The sequence below is a fragment of the Bacillus sp. FSL R5-0820 genome, assembly GCF_038593385.1.
Taxonomy (GTDB): domain Bacteria; phylum Bacillota; class Bacilli; order Bacillales; family Bacillaceae; genus Bacillus; species Bacillus altitudinis.
On sequence record NZ_CP151991.1, the window covers coordinates 3,530,072 to 3,550,787 of the forward strand.

Genomic DNA, 20,716 nt, shown 5'->3' on the forward strand with positions numbered 1-20,716 from the left:
TGTCAACCGCCGATCTTAATTCAATGTATTGATCGTTGGCAGCTTCTCGATCCCTGCTGCATAGTAGAAATTAAGGACACTGAAGAAATCAATTGGCTTTCCTGTCTTTATATCAACAGCCAAAATATGATCGCCATAATTGGTCAGATCATCAATGTCTAAACGCCTTGGCGTTGTCTTTCCGAGAGTATCAACAAAGCTGCTATGGTAGTACTGCCCACTAGCAAACGATGATTCATGATACATAAATAATGTCTCCACATCTAAGTATACAAGAATGGCCTCAGAGGAACTCGCATATGGAGCAGAGTACGATACTGGTGCCGAAATACTTTTCACTTTTACACTGTCAACAGAATGCGTTCTCTGTTGATATTTTCCATCATATGAGAAATAAAATACACGCTCCCATTTATAATCGGCGGTCTTAGATTGTTTGTTATACACTTTTGTACCATTTGCGAAAACATCCCCATTGGCATACGCAGCAACAAAGTATTGCAATGTTGATGATAGGGATTCAGCACCTGTGAAATTTGGTGGGTTTTTTGCGTTCACCTGTAATGTATATGAGTCTCCAAAGTTTCCACCGCTAGTAATACCAAACGCATAATCCCCCGCTGGTAAATTGCTTAACGCAAGCAGACTGCCTGCCGGTTGAATCAGATCCGTTGGATAAGCTTGTCCTTCTTCATAATCAATAACAAATAACTGAACGAAATAATCAGCATTTGGAGAGGTAATCCGGCTGATGAGCGCCTGAGGAGACGATGTACTTAAGAACCATAAATCAACTGGATCTTCCTCGTTTAAAACTGCCGATTGATTAATGGCTAGTCCATCAATAGAGCGAACGGCAGACGTACGCATCTTTCCATCTGCAGCCGCTTTTCGTTTAATACTTATTCCCTTTTTCTTATCTACTTTAAATGATTTTTTTACTTCCTTCTGTTGAACCGCAGTCCCTTTATCCTGTTTTTCAAACGACTCTTGCACTTGCTGAATGGCTTTTTCAGTCAGTGGCGATACTTTTTCACTTGATTTTGGTGCATCTTCTGCATTGATTGCTGGTGAAAATAAACCTGTTGTGACCAATAAAATAGACAGTAAGGCGGCGGTGATTTTGACATAAAATGCTCTCACAGGAACATCCCCTTTTCCCTAATTTGGGTTTTTTACCCTGTGATTATTTTACCATTTTTCTAATACTTGTTTTGGACTTTTTTAGGAAATTTTTATAACAAAAAACCAGCCGTATGAGTCACGACTGGTTTATTTGATGATTTATGCAATGGTTTTGACAAATAAGCGTGCTGTTTCTGCACTTGATCCTGGATTTTGTCCAGTAATGATTTGTCCATCTACAACAGCGAATGGCGCAAATGCATCGCCTTTTTCAAATGCTGCCCCTTGCTCGCGAAGTTTTGTTTCCAATAAAAATGGAACTTTAGATGTCAGCTGAACAGCATCCTCTTCCTCATTTGTGAATCCTGTTATTTTCTTGCCGTCGATAAATGATTTTCCATCACGATCCTTCACATCAACAAAGGCAGAAACGCCATGGCAAACTGCCCCAACGGCTCCATTTTTGTCTGAAATCGCTAAGATCGCATCGGCAACCAATTGATTGGATGCAAAGTCGATCATTGGGCCATGTCCTCCAGCAAAGAAAATGCCATCATACTCAGCTGGGTTTACATCTGTCAGTGCCTTTGTGTCTTGAAGTAATTCATACACATCTTGATATTGTGCTGGAACTCCTTCAGGAATTGAATTTTTATCGATCGGTACTGTTCCACCTTTTATTGAAACAATTTGCACGTTGAGTCCATTTTCTTTAAAAATATGAAATGGCTCGGCCAATTCTTCTAGCCATAAGCCTGTAGGGTGTCCGTTCATTTCTGAGCTGCTTGTTGATACTAATAAGACGTTTTTGCTCAACTTGATCATCCTTTCTATTTATCATGTGGCTATTTTGTATTTTGCACAATTAAATATCAAGCAATCAGACTTAGATACAACTCTTTATGTTATACCCGATTTTTTAAAAAATATAGCCTCACTTCAAATCTAATCATTCTGTCACATTCTATTGACAGGGAATTTCATGTAAAATTGTGATGAAATGATATAATATGAGAAACAATTGACAGACCTCTTGCGCTAGAGGGAATTTAAAAGGAGTGGAAAAAGAGATGAAAACCTATTCGATTGTGATGATTATCATCACGCTCTGTATCATATTGGCTGTCTTTTTAATGAATCTTACGGGCGTCATGTATGGAAAAATCATATTGGCTGTCGCTGTTGCCCTTTGTCTTACGTCCATTATTCGTTTGATGGGAATGCGTAAAAGATAAAAGCCGCCCTCTGGGGCGGCTTTACTGTGTAGACAAACCATCGCATTCGGTGTCAGTCCTGCGCTTCGGTGCTCACCAATGTCAAATTCGCTCCGATGCTCGTCCTTCCTAAACTGCAAAGGTTTTCTATCACGTTGATAGGATTATATAGCCAGGATAAGTGCAATTAATGCAAGAAAAGCTGGTAACCCTTGTTTGATGATAATCGATTTATTAGACGTCACCCCGCCAAATACTGCTGCGATGAACACACAAAGAACGAAAAATAGCTGAATCATATATCCTACGGTATTCGAACCAAGAATGAGCCCCCAAATGAGTCCAGCAGCTAGAAAGCCATTGTATAGCCCTTGATTAGCAAACATCACTTTCACATTTGGATCCTTTTGTAAGTGTTCAGGCAGATTGAACGATCTTTTCGCCATTTTTGATTCCATAAAAAACATTTCTAGTAACATGATGACAATGTGCTCTAAAGCGACAATTCCTACTAAAATCATTGCTAAAATATTCAATTTAGTGAATTCCTTTCTGATAGACGGTCTCGTATTTGTATTTTGTCCGTGTATAAATCAAAGTCTTGGATTAGCTCTAACGCCTCATGAAAACGACTTTGTGGAATGTCTTTCATTTTTCTTACACCAAATTCCTTTTTAATAAAAGCCATGATGGTATTAATATGAAGCTTACCGTGGCCATCATACTCTAAATGGCTGCAAAAAGTCTGCATCGTCCCTCGAATCACCTTTAATTGCTTGGCAGTGACACAACTCATTGGTAACGCTCATCCTTTCTTGGTTTTTTAACAACTAAAAAGAACATTGAATGAAAGAAAAACCTTCCAATCTCTATTATATAATGGTTTCATTCGGATATCAAAATAAAAAAGAACAAACATTCGATCAAAGACGAGTCATATGCTAAAAATCCATGTCTTAACGTATCAAAAAGCCGGATTCATGGATTGAATCCGGCTTTTTGTTTAGTTGCTTTTAGAAATTAATACCTTTCCAACAGAACGGTCCTTACTTTGTCCGACGACTTTAAAGGATAGGCCGTATGTTGGCACATCACGTCCTGCATCAGGGTTATTTGGATTCACATAGTTCTTTTTATCACTAAATGTACGCGTTGGGCGGATATAGCGATCCTCTAAGGTTAAGCCTGTTGTCGCTGTATAATCAATATTCAGCTTCGTGCTTGGATTCAAAGAGAATGCTGCATCATGTACTTGGAAACCTGTCGCTGCAATAGAGCCGTCACTCCATTTCAACACTTGTTGATCTGCATCTACGACTCCAAGGAAGCCGTTCCCTGGATGTTTTCCAACCCAGTTATCACTGTACGATTGATCGACGTACCACACGACCAAACCGTTATTATAGCTCATCAGACTTGCTCCTCGTTTGATATGCTTTAAGCCTTTATCGACATCAGCATAAGAGCGCCATTCTAGTAAATAATACTGAGCGGCATATTGTTTTCCATTAGATTGAGAGAATCCATTAAAAGTGAACGTGGACGTTCCCTCGGCATCATCTGACCACACTTTTGCTCCATCTGCTGTAATCTTTAGATCATCTACAAATAAACCTGGCAGTGAATATCCTGCATCGGTTGTATAGCGGAATTGAAGATCGATCTTCTTCCCTGCATAAGCAGAAAGATCAAAGGATGCATCTACCCAGCCATCTGATTTTCCATCGATGCCATTGCCTTCATTCGCTCCTGCCTCATTTCGATCATTCGTAATATTACCAGCAATGGTTGTCCATTTGTCTGTCCCAGCTTCACGAACTTCTACATACGCATAGTCATAATCTTCTTCGATATCGTACCATGCTTTAAACGTAAGCTCGGCTTTGCTTCCCTTCGACAAATCAATCCCTGATGTCGTCATGGTAGCATTCAAATTGTCACCTGTTCCGCTGAAGTATGAATATTGCCCTTGTGCAGGCTGAGTGACCACAATCTCTTTATCTGGCAAATCGACTCGAACCGCATCATGGTTGGTTCCTTTTGTTGCTGCTTCATCGATTAAAACTGTTTTGCTTTTTGTTAATGTCTTACCATCAATGGTTTTTCCAGAAAGCCAGTTGCCGCCATGCAAGTTTTGAAGCATTTCTTTTGCATATGGACTAAAACCTGTTGGTTCCGTACCAGGTACTTTACCTGCCCAGCTTCCGCTTGACATGATAGACCAATAAGAAACGGGCTCTCCTCTGCCTGTGTATTGTGTATCGTATTCATCAGGCAGACCAAGATCATGTCCAAATTCATGTGTGAACACGCCTGCTGCGCCATCTTCAGGCTCAATCGTATAATCTAGAGCGCCTAACTTTCCGCCTTGACCCACTTCTGATTCAGTGTTTGGAATCTCAAATACATCACCAAGTGACCAGCGATGCGACCAAATCGCGTCAGAGCCAAGCTGTCCGCCGCCAGCTTCTTCACCTACGCCAGCGTGTACAACCATGAGGTGGTCAATGATACCGTCTGGCTCATTATAAACACCGTCCCCATCCATATCATAGCGGTCCCATTGATCATATTCACCAAGGTCAATGTTTGGATCCTTTGCCGCTGCTTCGAGGGCTTCTTTCACCAATTCGCGCGGTCTGCCGTCACTTCCTGATTCGTCTGGTACGTTCCCGCCATAATATGCTGCTTCATGCTTGGCTGTATACCATCCAGCTACTGTTCCACTAATCGTGTAGCTTCCACCGGACTGCTTTTCATAATACTGCTTCATAGATACTTTTCTTTTACCATCTGGACCGATGTAGCCATTTTTTCCGAAAAGCATATCTTGGTAATGCTGCTGATCGTACTTGTCATAGTACATATCAGTCTCTTCTTTTTTAATACTATTATGCTTATAATCTTTAAAATCTACTAATAAGACCAAAACTTTATCATTACGGACGTCGCCTTTATATTTTTCCTTTTTCACCGGCTTTACTTGATTGCCTTCTTTTCCTTTATGCTTCTTTAACTTTTTCTTTTTGGCTAGTTTATTATGTACATTTTGTTTGTATTCTTTTAGGAATTCAGGTTCTTCTGTTAAGGTACTTGCGCTTTGTTTCATCGCTGCTTCTTCTTTTTTCTTTAGGTAGTTCTTTAATGCTTTTTGGGTTTCTGCCTCATTGGCATTCTTTTTGATCTTTCCTTGTTTTTTCAAGGCTTTGATGAGGCGGTCTTCATTGACAACACTTGCGTCGAATGGAATACCTGAATAATGACCACCATCTGAGGATGTTGACTTTTCTGAGGTGTGGGCAGATAGAGGGGTGCTGAAAGCTGTCAATGTGCCTAAACTGAGGACAGCTGTTAGTGCGATGCTCGTCCATTTCCCTTTTTTCATATTGGTTCCTCCCTAATTTGGTAATAAATAATATCTAATTCTAGCATATTCCAATATACTTAAGTCGAAAAACATTTTATTTTCAGAAACTTTGTGGAAAATGCACAATACGAGATTGAAATAGGTGGAACGAATTGTCGAAAATAAAAGAACCCTAGGCTATAAATGCCTAGGGTGTTTGTTGTTTTTCTATGAAAGCTGCTCTCCTTGATATGCAACAACATCAAGTGGAGCGGCTAAAAATTCTTTTGCCTTTGCGACGAAAGCTTGGAAATGTGCACTTGCATTATGGCTTTGAACCGCTGCTTCATCTTTCCACACTTCGACCATTAAAAAGGTGTTTTCTTTCTCTGTATCCTTGAAAAGCTTGTAGGACACATTGCCTTCTTCTTCCTGTGAAGCTTTCATTAAACCGTTGATTTCTTCTAGAAATACATTTTCTTTCTCTGGATGAATGGTCATCCCTGCATGAATAATAATCATATGATCGTCTCCCTTTTTTTAAAAATTATTTCCACTCTGTGATGCGATCGATCGGTAAACGGTAAGAAGCATAACCTTCGTCAGCCGCTTTCCCAATGGATAGAAGCATAACTGGTACATAGCGCTCTTTATCCCAGCCGAATGTTTCAGCGATGACTTCTTTGTCATATCCGCCAATTGGGTTTGTATCATAGCCATGCGCACGAGCAGCAAGCATCAGCTGCATTGACACAAGTCCACCGTCAATTAAGATCGTTTCACGATTCACTTGCTCTGGAAGAGCTTCAAAATGTGCAGTTAATGCAGCAATTTGTCTTTCTTTTACTTCCTGCGGCATGTAGCCATTTTCTACTGCTTTTGAATAAATTTCTTCTAAGTATTCATTGTTTTTCATATCTGCAAACACAGCGATGACAGCTGATGATGTAGCTACTTGTGTTTGGTTGAATTTTGCGAGTGGTGCAAGCTTTTCTTTTCCTTCTGGGCTGTCAATGACCATGAAGCGCCAAGGCTGTGCATTCACTGATGATGGTGCTGTTGTTGCCTCTTCTAAAATCTCTGTCATTTCTTCTTTGCTAATTTTCACTGCTGGATCATAGTTACGAATGGAGCGGCGCCCTTTCATAATATCCATAAAATCGTTTGTTTTTAATGTTGTAGCCATGTGTAACACTCCTTTAGGTTGTTTGAATCTTTTTGATGTTTTGTTGTATACGGATGAGCACATCAGTGAGAAGCTTTCGTTCTTCATCACTTACGTTTTCAAGCATTTCTGAGATAAATCGTTCTTTTTCTTTTTTAGAAGCTTCGATTCTTGTTCTGCCTTCATCTGTCAGACGAACAAGCGTGACGCGATTATCTTCCGGCTTTCTTCTGCGCGTGACCATTCCTTTTGTTTCTAACTGTTTTAAGTGACGCGTCACAGCCGCACTATCAATATTTACTTTTTTCTGCAAATCGGATTGGCTGATTTCGTCGGCTTGGAATAACAGTGATAGCAACTCCAGTCTTGATTGGCTGATGCCCGTGCATGCTTCGAACTTCACACCCATCATACGGTTCACACACTGCAAACGATATAATACCTCTGCTTCTTCAGAGCAAAATGCAGTCAATGCCATCCCCTCTTTTCTATTCAGATCAATTAGTTGATATATCAATCATTGACTCGTCAACTAATATACACCCATTGTTTCATGATTGCAAGAGGTTTGTTTCATAAAGTGAAATTTTTTATTTCAATTAAAAAAGACGAGCTTTTGCTCGTCTCAGACCGTAGACAAAGGGCTAAAATGTAGTTTATTTTAGCCCTTTGTCTTCTTTTCAGCGTGAAAGAAAACCTTTGCAGTCTAGAAAGGACAGCTACTTTTGCGGAACGAATTTGACATTCGTGAGCACCAGCGCGCAGGACTGACACCGAATGCGAGGGTTTGTCTTCACGCTGGGACGAGCTTTTGCTCGTCTTAAGAACTTGGTGTTGTTGTTGGTCCCACATAGTAACTGATAAATCCAATGATCATCAAGACAACAAAAATAAAGAGAATGAGTTTGAGCATTCTCATGGTTTATCCCCTCCTACTCATCTAACTTATCATATCTAGAAGAAGCGCTACCTAAAATTTACATAAAAAAAGACAAAAGCGATTCATCACTTTTGTCTTTTTCTCTTTATTCTGTAATCACTGTATGAATCAAAGTCGGAGCATCAGCATGGTCAGCGATGCGGATGTTGTCATAAATTTTCTCCATGACATTCGCTACATCCTCACGATTTGCATGCAGTGTCACGAGAGATTCACCTTTTTCTACACGATCGCCTACTTTTTTGTTGAGCATGATGCCAACAGATAGGTCGATATCGTCTTCTTTTGTTGCACGTCCTGCTCCAAGAATCATCGCTGCAACACCGATTTCGTCTGCGACGATTTCAGCGATCACACCTGATTCTTTTGCCGGCACTTCGATTTGATACGGTGCTTGCGGCAGTTTTTCCGGTTGATCTACAATCGAGCCGTCTCCACCTTGGTTTTCTAAAAATTCCTTGAATTTCTCAAGTGCTTTGCCGTTTTTCATGACTTCAATTAGCTTTTCTCTTGCTTCATCAAGTGTCTCTGCTTTTTTCGCAAGAACGACCATTTGACTTCCTAATGTGAGCACAAGCTCGTTTAAGTCTTCAGGGCCTTCGCCTTTAAGCGTGTCAATCGCCTCTTTCACTTCAAGGGAATTTCCAATCGCTAATCCTAGCGGCTGAGACATGTCTGAGATGACAGCCATCGTTTGTCTGCCAACATTATTTCCGATACGAACCATTGCTTTTGCAAGCTTCTCAGAGTCTTCAGGTGTTTTCATGAAAGCACCTGCACCTGTTTTCACATCTAATACGATTGCATCTGCGCCAGCAGCGATTTTCTTACTCATAATAGAGCTTGCAATGAGCGGGATTGAGTTAACAGTCCCTGTTACATCACGAAGGGCATACAGTTTTTTATCAGCAGGTGTCAGGTTGCCTGATTGTCCAATGACCGCTACTTTATGACGGTTCACCAGCTCGATGAACTCGTCTTTTGTAATTTCAACGTGGAAGCCTTTGACTGCCTCTAGCTTGTCGACTGTTCCACCCGTATGTCCAAGACCACGCCCAGACATTTTTGCAACAGGTACATCAAGTGCTGCAACAAGAGGAGCGAGTACAAGCGTTGTTGTATCGCCTACACCGCCTGTTGAATGCTTGTCTACTTTAATGCCGTCGATAGCAGACAGGTCAATTGTGTCCCCTGAGTTTGCCATAGCGAGTGTTAAATCTGCACGTTCTTGATCCGTCATATCTTGGAAGAAAATCGCCATCGCCAAGGCACTTGCTTGGTAGTCAGGAATTGTTCCGTCCGTATAACCTTTGACAAAGAAAGAAATTTCCTCTGAAGATAATTCTTTTCCGTCACGTTTTTTCGCAATGATATCTACCATTCTCATTGTTTTCACCATTCCTTTTTTAGTTTAGTAAATCAAACCGACAACGCCTGCTGTTAAGAAGCTGACGAGTGTTGCACCGAATAACAGCTTTAATCCAAAGCGTGCGACAACGTTTCCTTGTTTTTCATTTAAGCCTTTCACTGCTCCAGCAATGATACCGATAGACGAGAAGTTCGCAAATGACACAAGGAATACAGAAATGATCGCTTCTGTACGAGCAGTGAAATGAAGACCGTCGCCAGATAGAGCAAGCATCGCTACAAATTCGTTTGATACCATTTTGGTCGCCATAATACTTCCTGCTTGTACCGCTTCACTCCAAGGTACACCAACAAGGAAAGCAAATGGTGCAAACACATATCCAAGTACATCTTGGAAAGAAACACCGATGGCAGCTGTGAAAATACCATTAATCATCGCAATTAATGCAACGAATCCAATCAACATCGCAGCCACAACAATGGCTACTTTGAAACCATCCATAATGTATTCGCCGAGCATTTCGAAGAAAGATTGTCTTTCTTCTTCTACGACTTCAAGCATATCTTCGTCTTTAGACACTTCATATGGATTGATGATAGACGCAATAATAAATCCACCAAATAGGTTCAGCACAAGTGCTGTAACAACGTACTCCGGTTTAATCATTTGCATATACGCACCGACAATGGACATTGATACAGTCGACATCGCAGATGCACACAATGTATAAAGACGCTGTTGAGGTAATAATCCAAGCTGTTTCTTAATGGAAATGAACACTTCGGATTGACCTAAAATCGCTGACGCTACGGCGTTGTAAGATTCTAGTTTCCCCATTCCATTGACTTTACTAAGCAAATACCCAATTCCGCGTACGATCAGCGGAAGGATACGCCAATGCTGCAGGATACCAATCAAGGCAGAAATGAAGACGATCGGCAGCAAGACATTGATAAAGAAAGTTGACGCATTATCATTCATTAAACCGCCAAATACGAAGTTGATCCCTTCACCAGCATAGCCTAGAAGCATTTGGAATCCTTTTGCAAAGCCCCCGACTAGGAAGTTCCCAACACCTGTATTGAGCAGAATATAACCTAAAATAAATTGCAGTACAATCATGACAATGACTGGACGGAATTTCACTCGCTTTTTCCCGTTACTTGCCAGCCATGCAATGGCGAGAATCACCAGCAAACCGATAATACCAATGACGTATTTCATGTTTTTCCTCCTTGAATGAATTCGTTTACATTAATGTGCTTGTATGGAACAAACCCTATTTCGCAAACAAATTGTGGAAGAAAATCCCAGAAATGAGATCCTTCCGCATATGACTTTTTCATCATCTAATGAGTCATGATTGTTATCCTACCATAGGATCGTATGAATTAATAGTCTTTAGAAGGAGCTGATTGATCTCCTTTAATAATGGAAACGCCTGCACTGGCACCAATACGGGTTGCGCCTGCAGCTGTCATCGCTTCTACGTCTTCTTTTGTTCTTACGCCGCCTGATGCTTTGACACCGATGTCAGGTCCAACTGTTTTACGCATTAATGCGATGTCCTCAGCTGTTGCACCGCCTGTACTAAATCCAGTCGATGTTTTGACGAAATCAGCGCCAGCTTTTACAGAAAGTTCACAAGCTTGTACTTTCTCTTCATCTGTGAGTAAACAAGTTTCAATGATGACTTTCACTAAGGCTTTGCCTTTTGCTGCGTCTACAACGGCACGAATATCTTGTTCAACCGCATCATATTCGCCATCTTTCAATGCCGCAATATTGATGACCATGTCCACTTCAGTTGCACCGTTTTCAATGGCATCCTTTGTTTCAAATGCTTTCACTGCTGTGGTGTTTGCACCTAACGGGAAACCGATGACTGTACATACATCAACGCCCGCTCCTTCTAGTTCTTTCGCCGCAAGAGATACCCAAGTTGGGTTCACACAAACGGAAGCAAATTGATATGTCTTTGCTTCTTCTAGTAACTGCATGATCGCAGCTTTAGATGTATCTGGTTTTAGCGCTGTATGATCAATGAGCTTTGCTATTGTCATGATTCACACTTCCTTTTAAATATGATACTTTCATCTTAAATGACTATTGAACAATTGTAAATATAGTTATGAAATTTTGTTCATCTATTTTGTGACATTTAAAAGAGCTCTTGCTGTGTGCTGATCGATCATCAATACGTTCGCATATTTTCCTCTCAGCGCCCCATGGATAGAGGCAACCTTTCGATGTCCACCAGCAACAAGAATGGAGCGCTCTTTTGTTCTCAAATCATCCAGCTCCACACCGATTGTGCGATTGTTAATCGCTTCACTGCAAATACGTCCTTCTTGATCATAAAAACGTGAACAGATATCTCCGACACTGGATGTCTTGAGCAGCGCCTTTTCTTCTTCACGGAAATAACCAAGCCTAAACAAAAGCGCCTCATCTCTTACCGTCCCAACAGTAAACACAGCGATATTTGCCTGTTTGCCCATTTCAATAATGCGCTGAATATGTCTGTCCTGTTCGACCATCTCTTTAACGGCGGCACTATCGAACACAACAGGCAGTGGCAAATAGCGTGGTGCCGTTTGAAAAGCTGATGCAAACAGCTGAATTGTTTCCGCAGAATATGTATTCACATGTGAATGGCTGATTCCGCCTTTCAGCTGAACCACCTCTACCCCTTTTACCTGTTTAGGTTGCATCTTTTGAGCAATTTGATACATCGTGGTGCCCCAGCTCACTCCAACGATATCACCGTCTTTCACCGTATTCTGAAGATAATCTGCACCAAACCGGCTCAAGTAATCAGTAATCGTTGGATAATCGTCCTTTGGTGAAAATACCACATGAGCCTCGAGCAGATCATATTTTTCTTTCAGCAATGAGGACAGCTCATTTAAATCCTCAAATGGATCCATCACTGTAATTTGGACGTACCCTTTTTCCTTCGCATACTGAAGCAGACGAGACACCGTTGGCCTCGACAGGTCAAGCTGCTTGGCGATTTCCTGCTGACTGTAATCAGATAAGTAATAGAGCCTTGCTGCTTCAATACTTAATTGCTGTTTCTCCCGATCCATTTGTACGCCTCCTTTTTTCCTCTATCATAACAAATTGTTCACTTCACCATGCACAAATGTTCATTTAAAGAAAATGGTGTAGGCTGCGTGAAAGGTCTCTTGCTTCTCTAAAGTTTGAATGCCGAATTTCTCCTTATACTGCCCATTCGTCCCTTCCATATCAGCGATCCCATACCAAGGCTCAATACAAACAAAAGGAGCCATTGTTCCCTTTTCTTGATCATATGGAGACCAAATACCAACGAACGGAAAACCACTGAGATCGACCTCAATGCCGTGACCTGCTTGAGAAGTCAATGATACTTGATGAATATGACTAAAGATCATTGCATCGTTCTGAAAAAGTTCTGGGCGAAGTTGAATCGGCTCAAACTCAACACCTTTCTCCTTCTCTCTCACAAGTGAATCATGAAGTTCATATTGGACTGGATCATGTTCGGTGGAAGGTGCCAATGTAAGTGAATAATCAGCTGTCTGCTCGCCTTCAACAAGCGGAACATGAAATGCCGGATGCCCGCCAATCGAGAAATACATCGTGCCATCTCCTTCATGAACAATTTCCCAGGAAATCGTTAGTCCATTTTCCGACAGTGCATAACTGATGCGCGCTGTAAATTCATACGGATATTGTGACGTGTGACGGCCATTTGATTGATATTGAAAAACCACCTGATCTTTTGCTTCTTCAAATAGTTCAAAATCAACATCACGCAAAAATCCATGCTGCGAGAGTTGATACGTTTGATCGTCTATCTTGTATTGATCATCCTTCAACCGTCCGACAATCGGAAATAAGACGGGCGACACCCTGCCCCAATAAGCAGGGTCACCAGACCACATATATTGACGTCCACTTTCTTTATGAAGCACCTCTCTCACCTCGGCACCTCTCTCATTGATTTGAACCAATAACAGATCATTTTCAATCGTTCTCATTCAACACATCCCCTTTCCTTCTTCTTTTATTATGACAGGGATTTTCGGTTTGAGTATAAAAATAAGAATCCCTCAATCCTTAGAAAGTTTCTTCATATAAAAAAATTTTAAAAAAGACAGAAATTCGCCAACAAAATGTAATGCTGATGCGTCTAATCTTATATAAAATAAAAGAATCGTTGTTCTTTTGGAGTGACAACAAAAAAGACGCGTTTGACATTGATGGGGGATTCTTTTTCATGAACAGCAAGGAAAACCGTTTACGTTACATATTAGGATTAGATGGGCTGAGAGCTGTTGCCGTATTGGCGGTCATTGCTTATCACTTACATATTGAACCCGCAAGCGGCGGGTTTCTTGGCGTTGATTTGTTTTTTGTGATTTCTGGTTACTTGATTACAACCATCTTGCTGCATAAGCAGGATTTGGGTTATCAAGAGCTTCTGCCTTTTTGGATGGGCCGCATCAGAAGGCTGCTTCCAGCTGCCTACGTCATGATTTTTTTAATCGTCAGCTGGTGCGCCATTGCTGGTTCAAATGCATTAATGTCCATTCGTGGCGATGCCTTATCGTCCTTTTTTTATGTGAGTAACTGGTGGTACATTTTTCATCAGCTCTCTTACTTTGACAGCTTCAATGCTGTATCTCCACTAAAAAATTTATGGTCTTTGGCGATTGAAGAGCAATTTTATCTCATTTGGCCGGTACTGTTGATTGCTGGACTGAAATGGGTGAAAAATAGATCCCATCTTCCTATGATCACCTTTGGTCTGGCACTTGTATCTGCGTTATGGATGGCCATTCTCTATTCACCGGATACTGACCCGAGCAGGATCTATTATGGAACAGACACACGTGCGTTTGCACTCCTCATCGGGTGCAGTCTTGCATTTGTCTGGCCCATGCACAGACTTTCCAGCAGAAAATTACTTCCTGTCGGCAGACGTATACTACATATAGCCGGATTCGGTTCGATGGTCATTTTCCTCTTATGTGTTTATGCAGTCGACGAATTTGACGGCTTTCTCTACCAAGGCGGTATGCTTTTATTCTGTCTGAATGCAGCGATCTTAATTGCGTGTGTCTGCCATCCTGCCAGTCTTATTGGGAAATGGCTGTCTTTTCAACCACTCGTTTGGCTCGGGAAGCGGTCTTATGGCATCTACCTATGGCATTATCCAATTATCGTGCTGACCACACCGGTCATTGAGATTGGACAGCCTTCTATGGGACGTGTCACATTGCAGCTCATCGCAATTCTACTCATATCAGAGGCTTCCTATCGTTTGATCGAACAGCCGATTCGTAAACTCGGGTTTAGACACTATTTTGCCTCTTGGTCGATTTGGAAAACAGGAATCAAGCAATGGTCTATGTCCAATAAAGTGTTTCTTGGGATTGCCGCAGTCCTTTTGATTTTATTTACCATTGGCATGTCTAGCTCGTCTCATACATCCCCGCATGCACAAGAAGTAACACAAATTAAGACAGCGCCCCAAAAGGCAGGCGGTCAGACAGAATCAAAAGTGAAGAAAAAGAAAGACAAACATGAGAAAAAAGCAGCGGATCCTAAACAATTTCACCAAGTTCTTGCCATTGGTGATTCCGTCATGTTAGACATTGCTTCAAATTTAGAAAAGGCCTATGAACCCATCACCATTGACGCAAGGGTCGGAAGGCAAATGAACGAAGCCATCCGCATCGCCCCTCAATATGCTTCTTTTAACAAGGCTGATGCCGCTGTTATTATTGAGCTTGGCACAAATGGTTATTTTACAGAGGGGACTTTGACCTCATTCATTCAACATTTCTCGAAGGCTCATATTTTTCTTGTGAACACTCGCGTTCCAAGATCTTGGGAAAATGATGTGAATGCAGTCATTGAGCGTGTGGCCAATCAACATCACAATGTGAGGTTAGTCGATTGGCATTCAGCTGCCACAGGACAGCCATCCTATTTTCAGCCAGATGGTGTTCATCTTTCCACAAAAGGCTCTGACACATTGACTGAGCTCATTAAAGCCAGTATCAAGAAAAAAGGAGATGTGTCCTCGGCATCATAAGAAGACTAGCATCCTGTGAAGAGAGATTCAAAAAAGACATGCTTTCCAATGATTGGAGGCATGTCTTTTTTTTGTGATGGATGAGCACGGAGCTGCATTATGTTTTACTTTTAAAAGACCAAACGATGACAGGGATGAGAATTAACGATAAAATTCCTCCGCTTAAAGATAATGTAGCATAACTCGTATTCGCTACGACCATTCCTGAAAGGGCACCGCCAGAAGCACCTGCTAACGCAACAAAAACATCGAGTGTTCCTTGGGTTTTTGCCCGGGTTGATGGATCTGTAGAATCCACTATTTGAGCAGTACCACTAATTAAACCAAAGTTCCATCCCAATCCAAGTAAAGACAAAGCAATGATTAATAGAATCATTGAATCACTTGGTGCGAATGCTGCTAATAAACCAGCAAGTAACAATGTGATGCCCGACGCTATGCTCATAGCTGTTCGTCCTAGTTTATCTACAAGTACACCCGTGATAGGTGAAGGAAGATACATGGCCCCTATATGAAAACCAATTACAATGCCCACTTCGGCTAATCCATGACCATGATGCTGCATATGCACCGGTGTCATGGTCATGAGTGCAACCATGACAATTTGAGTTAAGATCATAACCGTGGCACCTACTGTAAGCCCTTTTTTATCTATTTTTTTATCAGCAGCATCTCGTTTATTTCCATGCCCATGTTCTGCTTTGTAAGCTGCTATTCTTCGGGCAATGTCTAACGGATCAGGACGCAGTAGAATAAAAAGGACAAGACCAGCTACAATTAGTGATGCTGCTGATAAAATAAAGGGACCAGCAAGTGCTGGAACACCAATTGATACTGCAAATTTACCCATCACTTCAACTAAATTCGGACCTGCTACTGCTCCAAATGTTGTCATGACCATTGTTGTACTAATGGCAGTTGCACGCTGTTTAGAATTCGCTAAGTCCGTTCCAGCATAACGCGCTTGTAAGTTTGTGGATGTTCCTGCGCCGTAAATGAAGAGCGATGCAAATAATAAAATGACACTATTCATCATAGCTGCCAGCACAACGCCAATTGCTCCGAGTCCTCCAGCAACAAAACCTGTCGATAAACCGATACGTCGTCCATAACGTTGCGAAAGTTTTCCTACAATGAAAGCTGACCCAGCTGACCCCAAAGTAAATAAAGCGATTGGAACTCCTGCATACGCTTCAGTCCCAAGCATTTGTTGCGCTAAAAGAGCACCTACCGTAATTCCTGCGGCTATTCCAGCCCCTCCAAATATTTGCGATAGACTGACAACGAACAATACTCGTTTATATAATTTTTTCAATTTTTGGGGTGAATCTATATAATTCTTCACTACATCTTGTTCTGTATCTAGCACTTGTAAACACCCACTTGAGATTTATTTTCCAAATATAATCATTATGTCAGTTCAGTCTACAATCCTCGATTTGAATCTCTTTCACCTCTCGGCCATTTACATGGAGAGCAAGCTGTTGTTTTCGGATCATAGACACCTTGTTTTTAAATGGATCATGAATAAAGCGCCCACATGACTGACCTGTACTTTTGAGCTGATGCGTATCTTTTGTCGTTTTCTTTTATGCCGTTAAAAGGCTGGCTCTCAATGCTAATGCGTGCTTTTCCTTCGTTTTTTGATCCACCAACGCAAAATCACCATTCTCATACGCTAATGAAAATAATTCTTCGATATGAAAGACACCTGCCTGAAACTGCCTGCTCAATACATGCAGTGCCGCAGCACTTGCGACTTGAGCCGTTGCTCGAGACTCATCGCGACCTTTTATTCCAAGCTCTTCCTGATGAATTTCGTTACCCTTCATTCCTACCGCTTCCACTTTCACTGCATATTGATCTGTACCCATTTGAGCAGATTGAATCAGTGAAATGGCTCGTTCCTTGATTTTCGGCATCGTGAGAAGGGACGTCATTCCGAGTTTCCTTGTGAGAGCAAATGCACGTGTCGCTACGCCAGAATCAAAACAGAGCCTTGTTGTCACAGAAGGCACATGGAGCGTCGAAGGCAATGTTTGCTGGTCAGAGAAAGGGAACTGATAGGCTTGCCGCTTTCCAAGCGTTTTGCCAAAATCAATGCGTTTCCCTCCAGTAAAACTTTTGACTTTCTTTCGCTGATGATTCTTCGTCAGCTCATAATCCGTATGCACATGATCAAGCGTCCATTCAATAGCTGCTTTTCCATGCTGGTCACCTAACCCAAGCATGATACTAATATCAATTTGCTCCACAGAGGTCAGAATAGATGCCGCCTTCGCTGCAAGCAAATTGGTGAGACCAGGTGCAAGACCTACGCTCAACACAGCCGTTGCGTTCAATGGTTGCTGTACCTTTGCCAGCTGCTCAATATAGGCTCCTTTTGCCGAAATATCTAGATAATCAATGCCTGACCGTAAGCATGTTTCAGCAAATGACGTGTCATCTTGATCAAGACACATGATCACGAGTTTCGTTTCATCCATCCAGTCCGTATCCACTGGTTGTCTTACGTCTATCTGAAATGGACGTACACGCCCATTCGTTTGGCGTGAAAATTGTTCAGCCTTCTCATAACTTCGGCCAGCCGCAAAGACTTGGCCTGGATACACGTCACTTAATTGAAGACATATTTGCTGCCCCACATGTCCATACCCGCCTATCACCATCACTTTTGACCTCATTTTTCAACCGCCTTTCTATTGCCTCTTTTACAAACAATCCCTTTGATCATGCCAGCTTGAAAATAAGGTCTAATGTCTTGAAATCCTGCTTCGGTTAATTGTGCTGTCATCTTTTCTTCAGACACGGGATATGTTGTGACACCCAGCCTTTCTCGGAAGGACGTAAACACTTCCTTTTCCAAGCCTTGACGCTTCATGAAGAGAGAAAGCGTATGAAGCTCCTGCTGAAATGCAGGCGTTTCTGGATCTCCTTTAATAAACGCCAGCACGAGCGGTGCCCCTGGCTGAAGCCGGCGGGCGATCTCCTGTAAAAAGGGCAGCTGATCTTTTACAAAATGAATGACAAGCAAACTTACTGCTGCATCGTACAACTTTTCAACCGGCACTTTGTCTAAGGCCATCTCATACCATGTGACGCGTTCTTGCATATGAAGCTGTGCCACTCTGCGCTTGGCCATATCAAGCATGGTTGGAGATGGATCAACCCCTGTGATATGCCAGTCTTTATTTCTTTGAAGCATGTTGATGATCTCTTCGCCCCCACCTGCTCCGACTGTCAAAATGCAAGAAGCCGCTCCCATTAATTCGATTTCTACTCTATCCACTGTCAGCTCATGCAAAAGATGATAGCCCGGTACTTTATGTGCAATTGTCGCCGCATAGGATTCAGCAACAGGATCATGCCAATGTTGATTTACACTCATATGTCTTCTCCTCCAGTTTCCGCTTTGCTTCGTTTCCTTTACACTAACGGTATGTTATCTTCATTGTAAGAAGATAGATGAAAAAAAACGATCCCTAAAAGTGGGGATATTGAGGAGGAGATCAAATGAACAATCCAGCCGCTCATTTTCAGCAGCTGAGAAAAAGCATTCGAGATGAACTTGCTGCTATCTGTGATTTTGATGCTGCCTGTATCACAACCATTGATCCAGCTACTCTCCTCTCGACGGGTTCTTTTACAGATGAACCGATTGAAGCCATACATAACGAGCTGTTTCAAAATGAATATTTAAAAAAAGATGTGCACCAGCATGAAGATCTAGCGAAAGGTCCTGTCCACGCTGCCAGTCTCGTCCAAAGCGGAGAATACATCAATAGTGGTCGATACCAGCACATTTTGTTACCTAACGGATGGGCAGATGAATTGCGGGCAGCCCTTGTGATTCAAGGTGAATGCTGGGGAATTGCCAGCCTTTATCGGAAAAAGGAGAAGGAACCTTTTCATGAACAAGATATACAAGCGGTTAGTCGCCAAACACCAGCACTCGCAGCCAAGCTGAGAGATGAACTTTTTAAAAGAAGAGAAACGGAAGAAGATGAAACGGCGGAACACCAAGGCTTCCTCATTCTTTCACACGATTACCATCTTCTTTATGGAAATGAAACCGGACTTCATTGGCTCCACACCTTCCAAACCTTTGAGCAAATTCATGACGGTGCCATCATGCCCCGTCCGTTTAGAGCATTAGGTGCTAAGCTTTTATATGGCGGCGGTGACCAAACAGCGGTCAGCATCACCAGAATGCCGACAGGGCGTTTTCTCTCTCTTCAAGCATTTCGTTTAGCACAGGCAGCCGGGCAGGAAGAGGCTGTCATGATTCATATTAAACGAGCTCAAACAAGTGACATCCTTCCTTATATAGCGAAAACATATCGGCTAACAGAAAGAGAAATGAACGTCCTTGACTGCTTAATAAAAGGACAATCCACAAAAGAAATTGCCAGTACGTTATTTATCTCGCCTCATACGGTGCATGATCATGTAAAGGCGATGCTCGAAAAAACAAATTTGAACAGCAGACGTATGCTTGTTTACTTTTTCTCACACATATAAAAAAGCGGCTACCTCATTGGTAGACCGCTCTTTCTTTATTTTCCGATGACTCTCTCATGCAGGACATGTGCCACTCCTGCTTCGTTATTGGATTTTGTCACAACATCCGCAACTGCTTTGACATCATCAATGGCATTTCCCATCGCAACGCCACAGCCCGCAAATTCCAGCATCGACACGTCGTTCCCATTGTCACCAATCGCCATCACTTCTTCACGAGAAATCCCCAGTTCATGCGCTAGAAGCTTCACGGCATTCCCTTTGCTCACATCAGGATGGAGAATTTCTAGGAAGAAATCTGTGCTTTTTACCATCATGTACTGATCCTTCACTTCAGATGGAATGGCTTGTATCGTCTTTTCCAAACGTTCCGGCTGATCAATATACATCATCTTCGGAAGTCTCATGGATGGGTCTGCCTCTTCGACAGGTAAATACTTAAGCGGCAATTTCGTTAAATACGATTCAAGTACCGTGTATTCACTAATATCCCGATTTGGTGTATATAGATGAGCTGAATCGAAATAATGCATAGGTGTATCCAGTTGACGGCTCAGTTCATATAAAGAAGTCAAATCATCATAGGATAAAGTTAATTCTGATACGACTTCATTTGTATGGCTGTTTTGTACAAGCGCTCCGTTATAGGCGATGACATAATCCCCCTCTTGATCAAGCTGCAGCTCTTTTAAATAGCGGTGCACCCCGCCAATCGGCCGGCCTGTACATAAAACAATTTTAACGCCTTCTGCCTTCGCCTGTTGAATGGCTTCAAACACCTCATCCGGCACCATATGCTGATCATTTAATAACGTACCATCCATATCAATTGCGACTAATTTATACATTCACTGCTCCCCTTTTCTCAGCAAAACATGCTGTCACTATTTTGAGTGATCATCTACATGATCACATGCTGTTCATCATACTATGTACCTATTTTAG

19 protein-coding genes and 1 pseudogene are annotated in these 20,716 nt (G+C 42.0%); 3 read left to right on the top strand and 17 right to left on the bottom strand.

The window, feature by feature from the left end; translation table 11 throughout:
* Positions 1 to 15: 15 nt before the first annotated feature.
* Positions 16 to 1,143 carry a hypothetical protein gene (locus tag NST15_RS18255; RefSeq protein WP_108611109.1) on the bottom strand — a complete coding sequence of 376 codons (1,128 nt, stop codon included), beginning with the start codon at positions 1,141 to 1,143 and terminating at the stop codon, positions 16 to 18.
* A gap of 141 nt (positions 1,144 to 1,284) precedes the next feature.
* Positions 1,285 to 1,941 carry a type 1 glutamine amidotransferase domain-containing protein gene (locus NST15_RS18260; protein ID WP_017358640.1) on the bottom strand — a complete coding sequence of 219 codons (657 nt, stop codon included), beginning with the start codon at positions 1,939 to 1,941 and terminating at the stop codon, positions 1,285 to 1,287.
* 224 nt (positions 1,942 to 2,165) lie between these two features.
* Here NST15_RS18260 and NST15_RS18265 point away from each other — a divergent pair.
* Positions 2,166 to 2,360, top strand: a pseudogene (locus tag NST15_RS18265) (hypothetical protein); the annotation flags it as partial.
* 143 nt (positions 2,361 to 2,503) lie between these two features.
* On the opposite strand, the gene NST15_RS18270 reads toward NST15_RS18265, so the two are convergent.
* The 11 genes from NST15_RS18270 to NST15_RS18320 form a co-directional block, all read right to left on the bottom strand.
* Positions 2,504 to 2,875 (bottom strand): DUF1304 domain-containing protein, encoded by a 372-nt coding sequence (locus NST15_RS18270; protein WP_007498006.1) that lies wholly within the window; start codon positions 2,873 to 2,875, stop codon positions 2,504 to 2,506.
* A complete protein-coding gene (locus NST15_RS18275) occupies positions 2,872 to 3,135 on the bottom strand; it encodes an ORF6C domain-containing protein (RefSeq protein WP_008345710.1) in 264 nt (87 codons plus the stop codon). Before NST15_RS18275 ends, NST15_RS18270 begins: the two co-directional genes overlap by 4 nt.
* Positions 3,136 to 3,342: 207 nt before the next feature.
* Positions 3,343 to 5,724, bottom strand: coding sequence for an immune inhibitor A domain-containing protein (locus tag NST15_RS18280; protein WP_007498008.1), 2,382 nt, complete (start codon positions 5,722 to 5,724; stop codon positions 3,343 to 3,345).
* A gap of 189 nt (positions 5,725 to 5,913) precedes the next feature.
* Positions 5,914 to 6,207 (bottom strand): putative quinol monooxygenase, encoded by a 294-nt coding sequence (locus NST15_RS18285; protein ID WP_017368359.1) that lies wholly within the window; start codon positions 6,205 to 6,207, stop codon positions 5,914 to 5,916.
* Between the two features lie 25 nt (positions 6,208 to 6,232).
* Positions 6,233 to 6,871 (bottom strand): nitroreductase family protein, encoded by a 639-nt coding sequence (locus tag NST15_RS18290; protein WP_017368360.1) that lies wholly within the window; start codon positions 6,869 to 6,871, stop codon positions 6,233 to 6,235.
* Between the two features lie 13 nt (positions 6,872 to 6,884).
* The gene (locus NST15_RS18295) at positions 6,885 to 7,328 is read right to left on the bottom strand and encodes a MarR family transcriptional regulator (RefSeq protein ID WP_342498724.1); all 444 of its coding nucleotides are present in this window, start codon (positions 7,326 to 7,328) and stop codon (positions 6,885 to 6,887) included.
* A gap of 547 nt (positions 7,329 to 7,875) precedes the next feature.
* Positions 7,876 to 9,177, bottom strand: coding sequence for a pyrimidine-nucleoside phosphorylase (locus NST15_RS18300; RefSeq protein WP_039164991.1), 1,302 nt, complete (start codon positions 9,175 to 9,177; stop codon positions 7,876 to 7,878).
* A 24-nt stretch (positions 9,178 to 9,201) separates the two neighbouring features.
* Positions 9,202 to 10,383, bottom strand: a complete 1,182-nt coding sequence (locus NST15_RS18305) for a NupC/NupG family nucleoside CNT transporter (RefSeq protein WP_017358632.1) — start codon at positions 10,381 to 10,383, stop codon at positions 9,202 to 9,204.
* A 167-nt stretch (positions 10,384 to 10,550) separates the two neighbouring features.
* Positions 10,551 to 11,222, bottom strand: coding sequence for a deoxyribose-phosphate aldolase (deoC, locus tag NST15_RS18310; protein WP_322536110.1), 672 nt, complete (start codon positions 11,220 to 11,222; stop codon positions 10,551 to 10,553).
* Positions 11,223 to 11,306: 84 nt separating this feature from the next.
* Complete coding sequence (locus NST15_RS18315; protein ID WP_019743593.1) at positions 11,307 to 12,251, bottom strand: sugar-binding transcriptional regulator; 945 nt, start codon at positions 12,249 to 12,251, stop codon at positions 11,307 to 11,309.
* A gap of 60 nt (positions 12,252 to 12,311) precedes the next feature.
* Positions 12,312 to 13,187, bottom strand: coding sequence for an aldose 1-epimerase family protein (locus NST15_RS18320; RefSeq protein WP_342498725.1), 876 nt, complete (start codon positions 13,185 to 13,187; stop codon positions 12,312 to 12,314).
* Positions 13,188 to 13,426: 239 nt separating this feature from the next.
* Between NST15_RS18320 and NST15_RS18325 the strand changes: the two genes are divergently transcribed.
* Positions 13,427 to 15,250, top strand: a complete 1,824-nt coding sequence (locus NST15_RS18325; RefSeq protein ID WP_255234148.1) for an acyltransferase family protein — start codon at positions 13,427 to 13,429, stop codon at positions 15,248 to 15,250.
* A 97-nt stretch (positions 15,251 to 15,347) separates the two neighbouring features.
* Here the strand turns inward: NST15_RS18325 and NST15_RS18330 are convergent, their stop codons facing one another.
* From NST15_RS18330 to NST15_RS18340, 3 genes are all read right to left on the bottom strand, one after another.
* Complete coding sequence (locus NST15_RS18330) at positions 15,348 to 16,619, bottom strand: MFS transporter (protein WP_255234149.1); 1,272 nt, start codon at positions 16,617 to 16,619, stop codon at positions 15,348 to 15,350.
* 220 nt (positions 16,620 to 16,839) lie between these two features.
* A complete protein-coding gene (locus NST15_RS18335) occupies positions 16,840 to 17,934 on the bottom strand; it encodes a saccharopine dehydrogenase NADP-binding domain-containing protein (RefSeq protein WP_342498726.1) in 1,095 nt (364 codons plus the stop codon).
* The gene (locus tag NST15_RS18340) at positions 17,931 to 18,638 is read right to left on the bottom strand and encodes a class I SAM-dependent methyltransferase (RefSeq protein ID WP_008345735.1); all 708 of its coding nucleotides are present in this window, start codon (positions 18,636 to 18,638) and stop codon (positions 17,931 to 17,933) included. Before NST15_RS18340 ends, NST15_RS18335 begins: the two co-directional genes overlap by 4 nt.
* 125 nt (positions 18,639 to 18,763) lie before the next feature.
* Between NST15_RS18340 and NST15_RS18345 the strand changes: the two genes are divergently transcribed.
* Positions 18,764 to 19,771 (top strand): LuxR C-terminal-related transcriptional regulator, encoded by a 1,008-nt coding sequence (locus tag NST15_RS18345; protein WP_099496958.1) that lies wholly within the window; start codon positions 18,764 to 18,766, stop codon positions 19,769 to 19,771.
* Positions 19,772 to 19,806: 35 nt separating this feature from the next.
* On the opposite strand, the gene yidA is transcribed toward NST15_RS18345, so the two are convergent.
* Positions 19,807 to 20,619, bottom strand: coding sequence for a sugar-phosphatase (gene yidA / locus NST15_RS18350; RefSeq protein WP_181891617.1), 813 nt, complete (start codon positions 20,617 to 20,619; stop codon positions 19,807 to 19,809).
* Positions 20,620 to 20,716 lie beyond the last annotated feature (97 nt).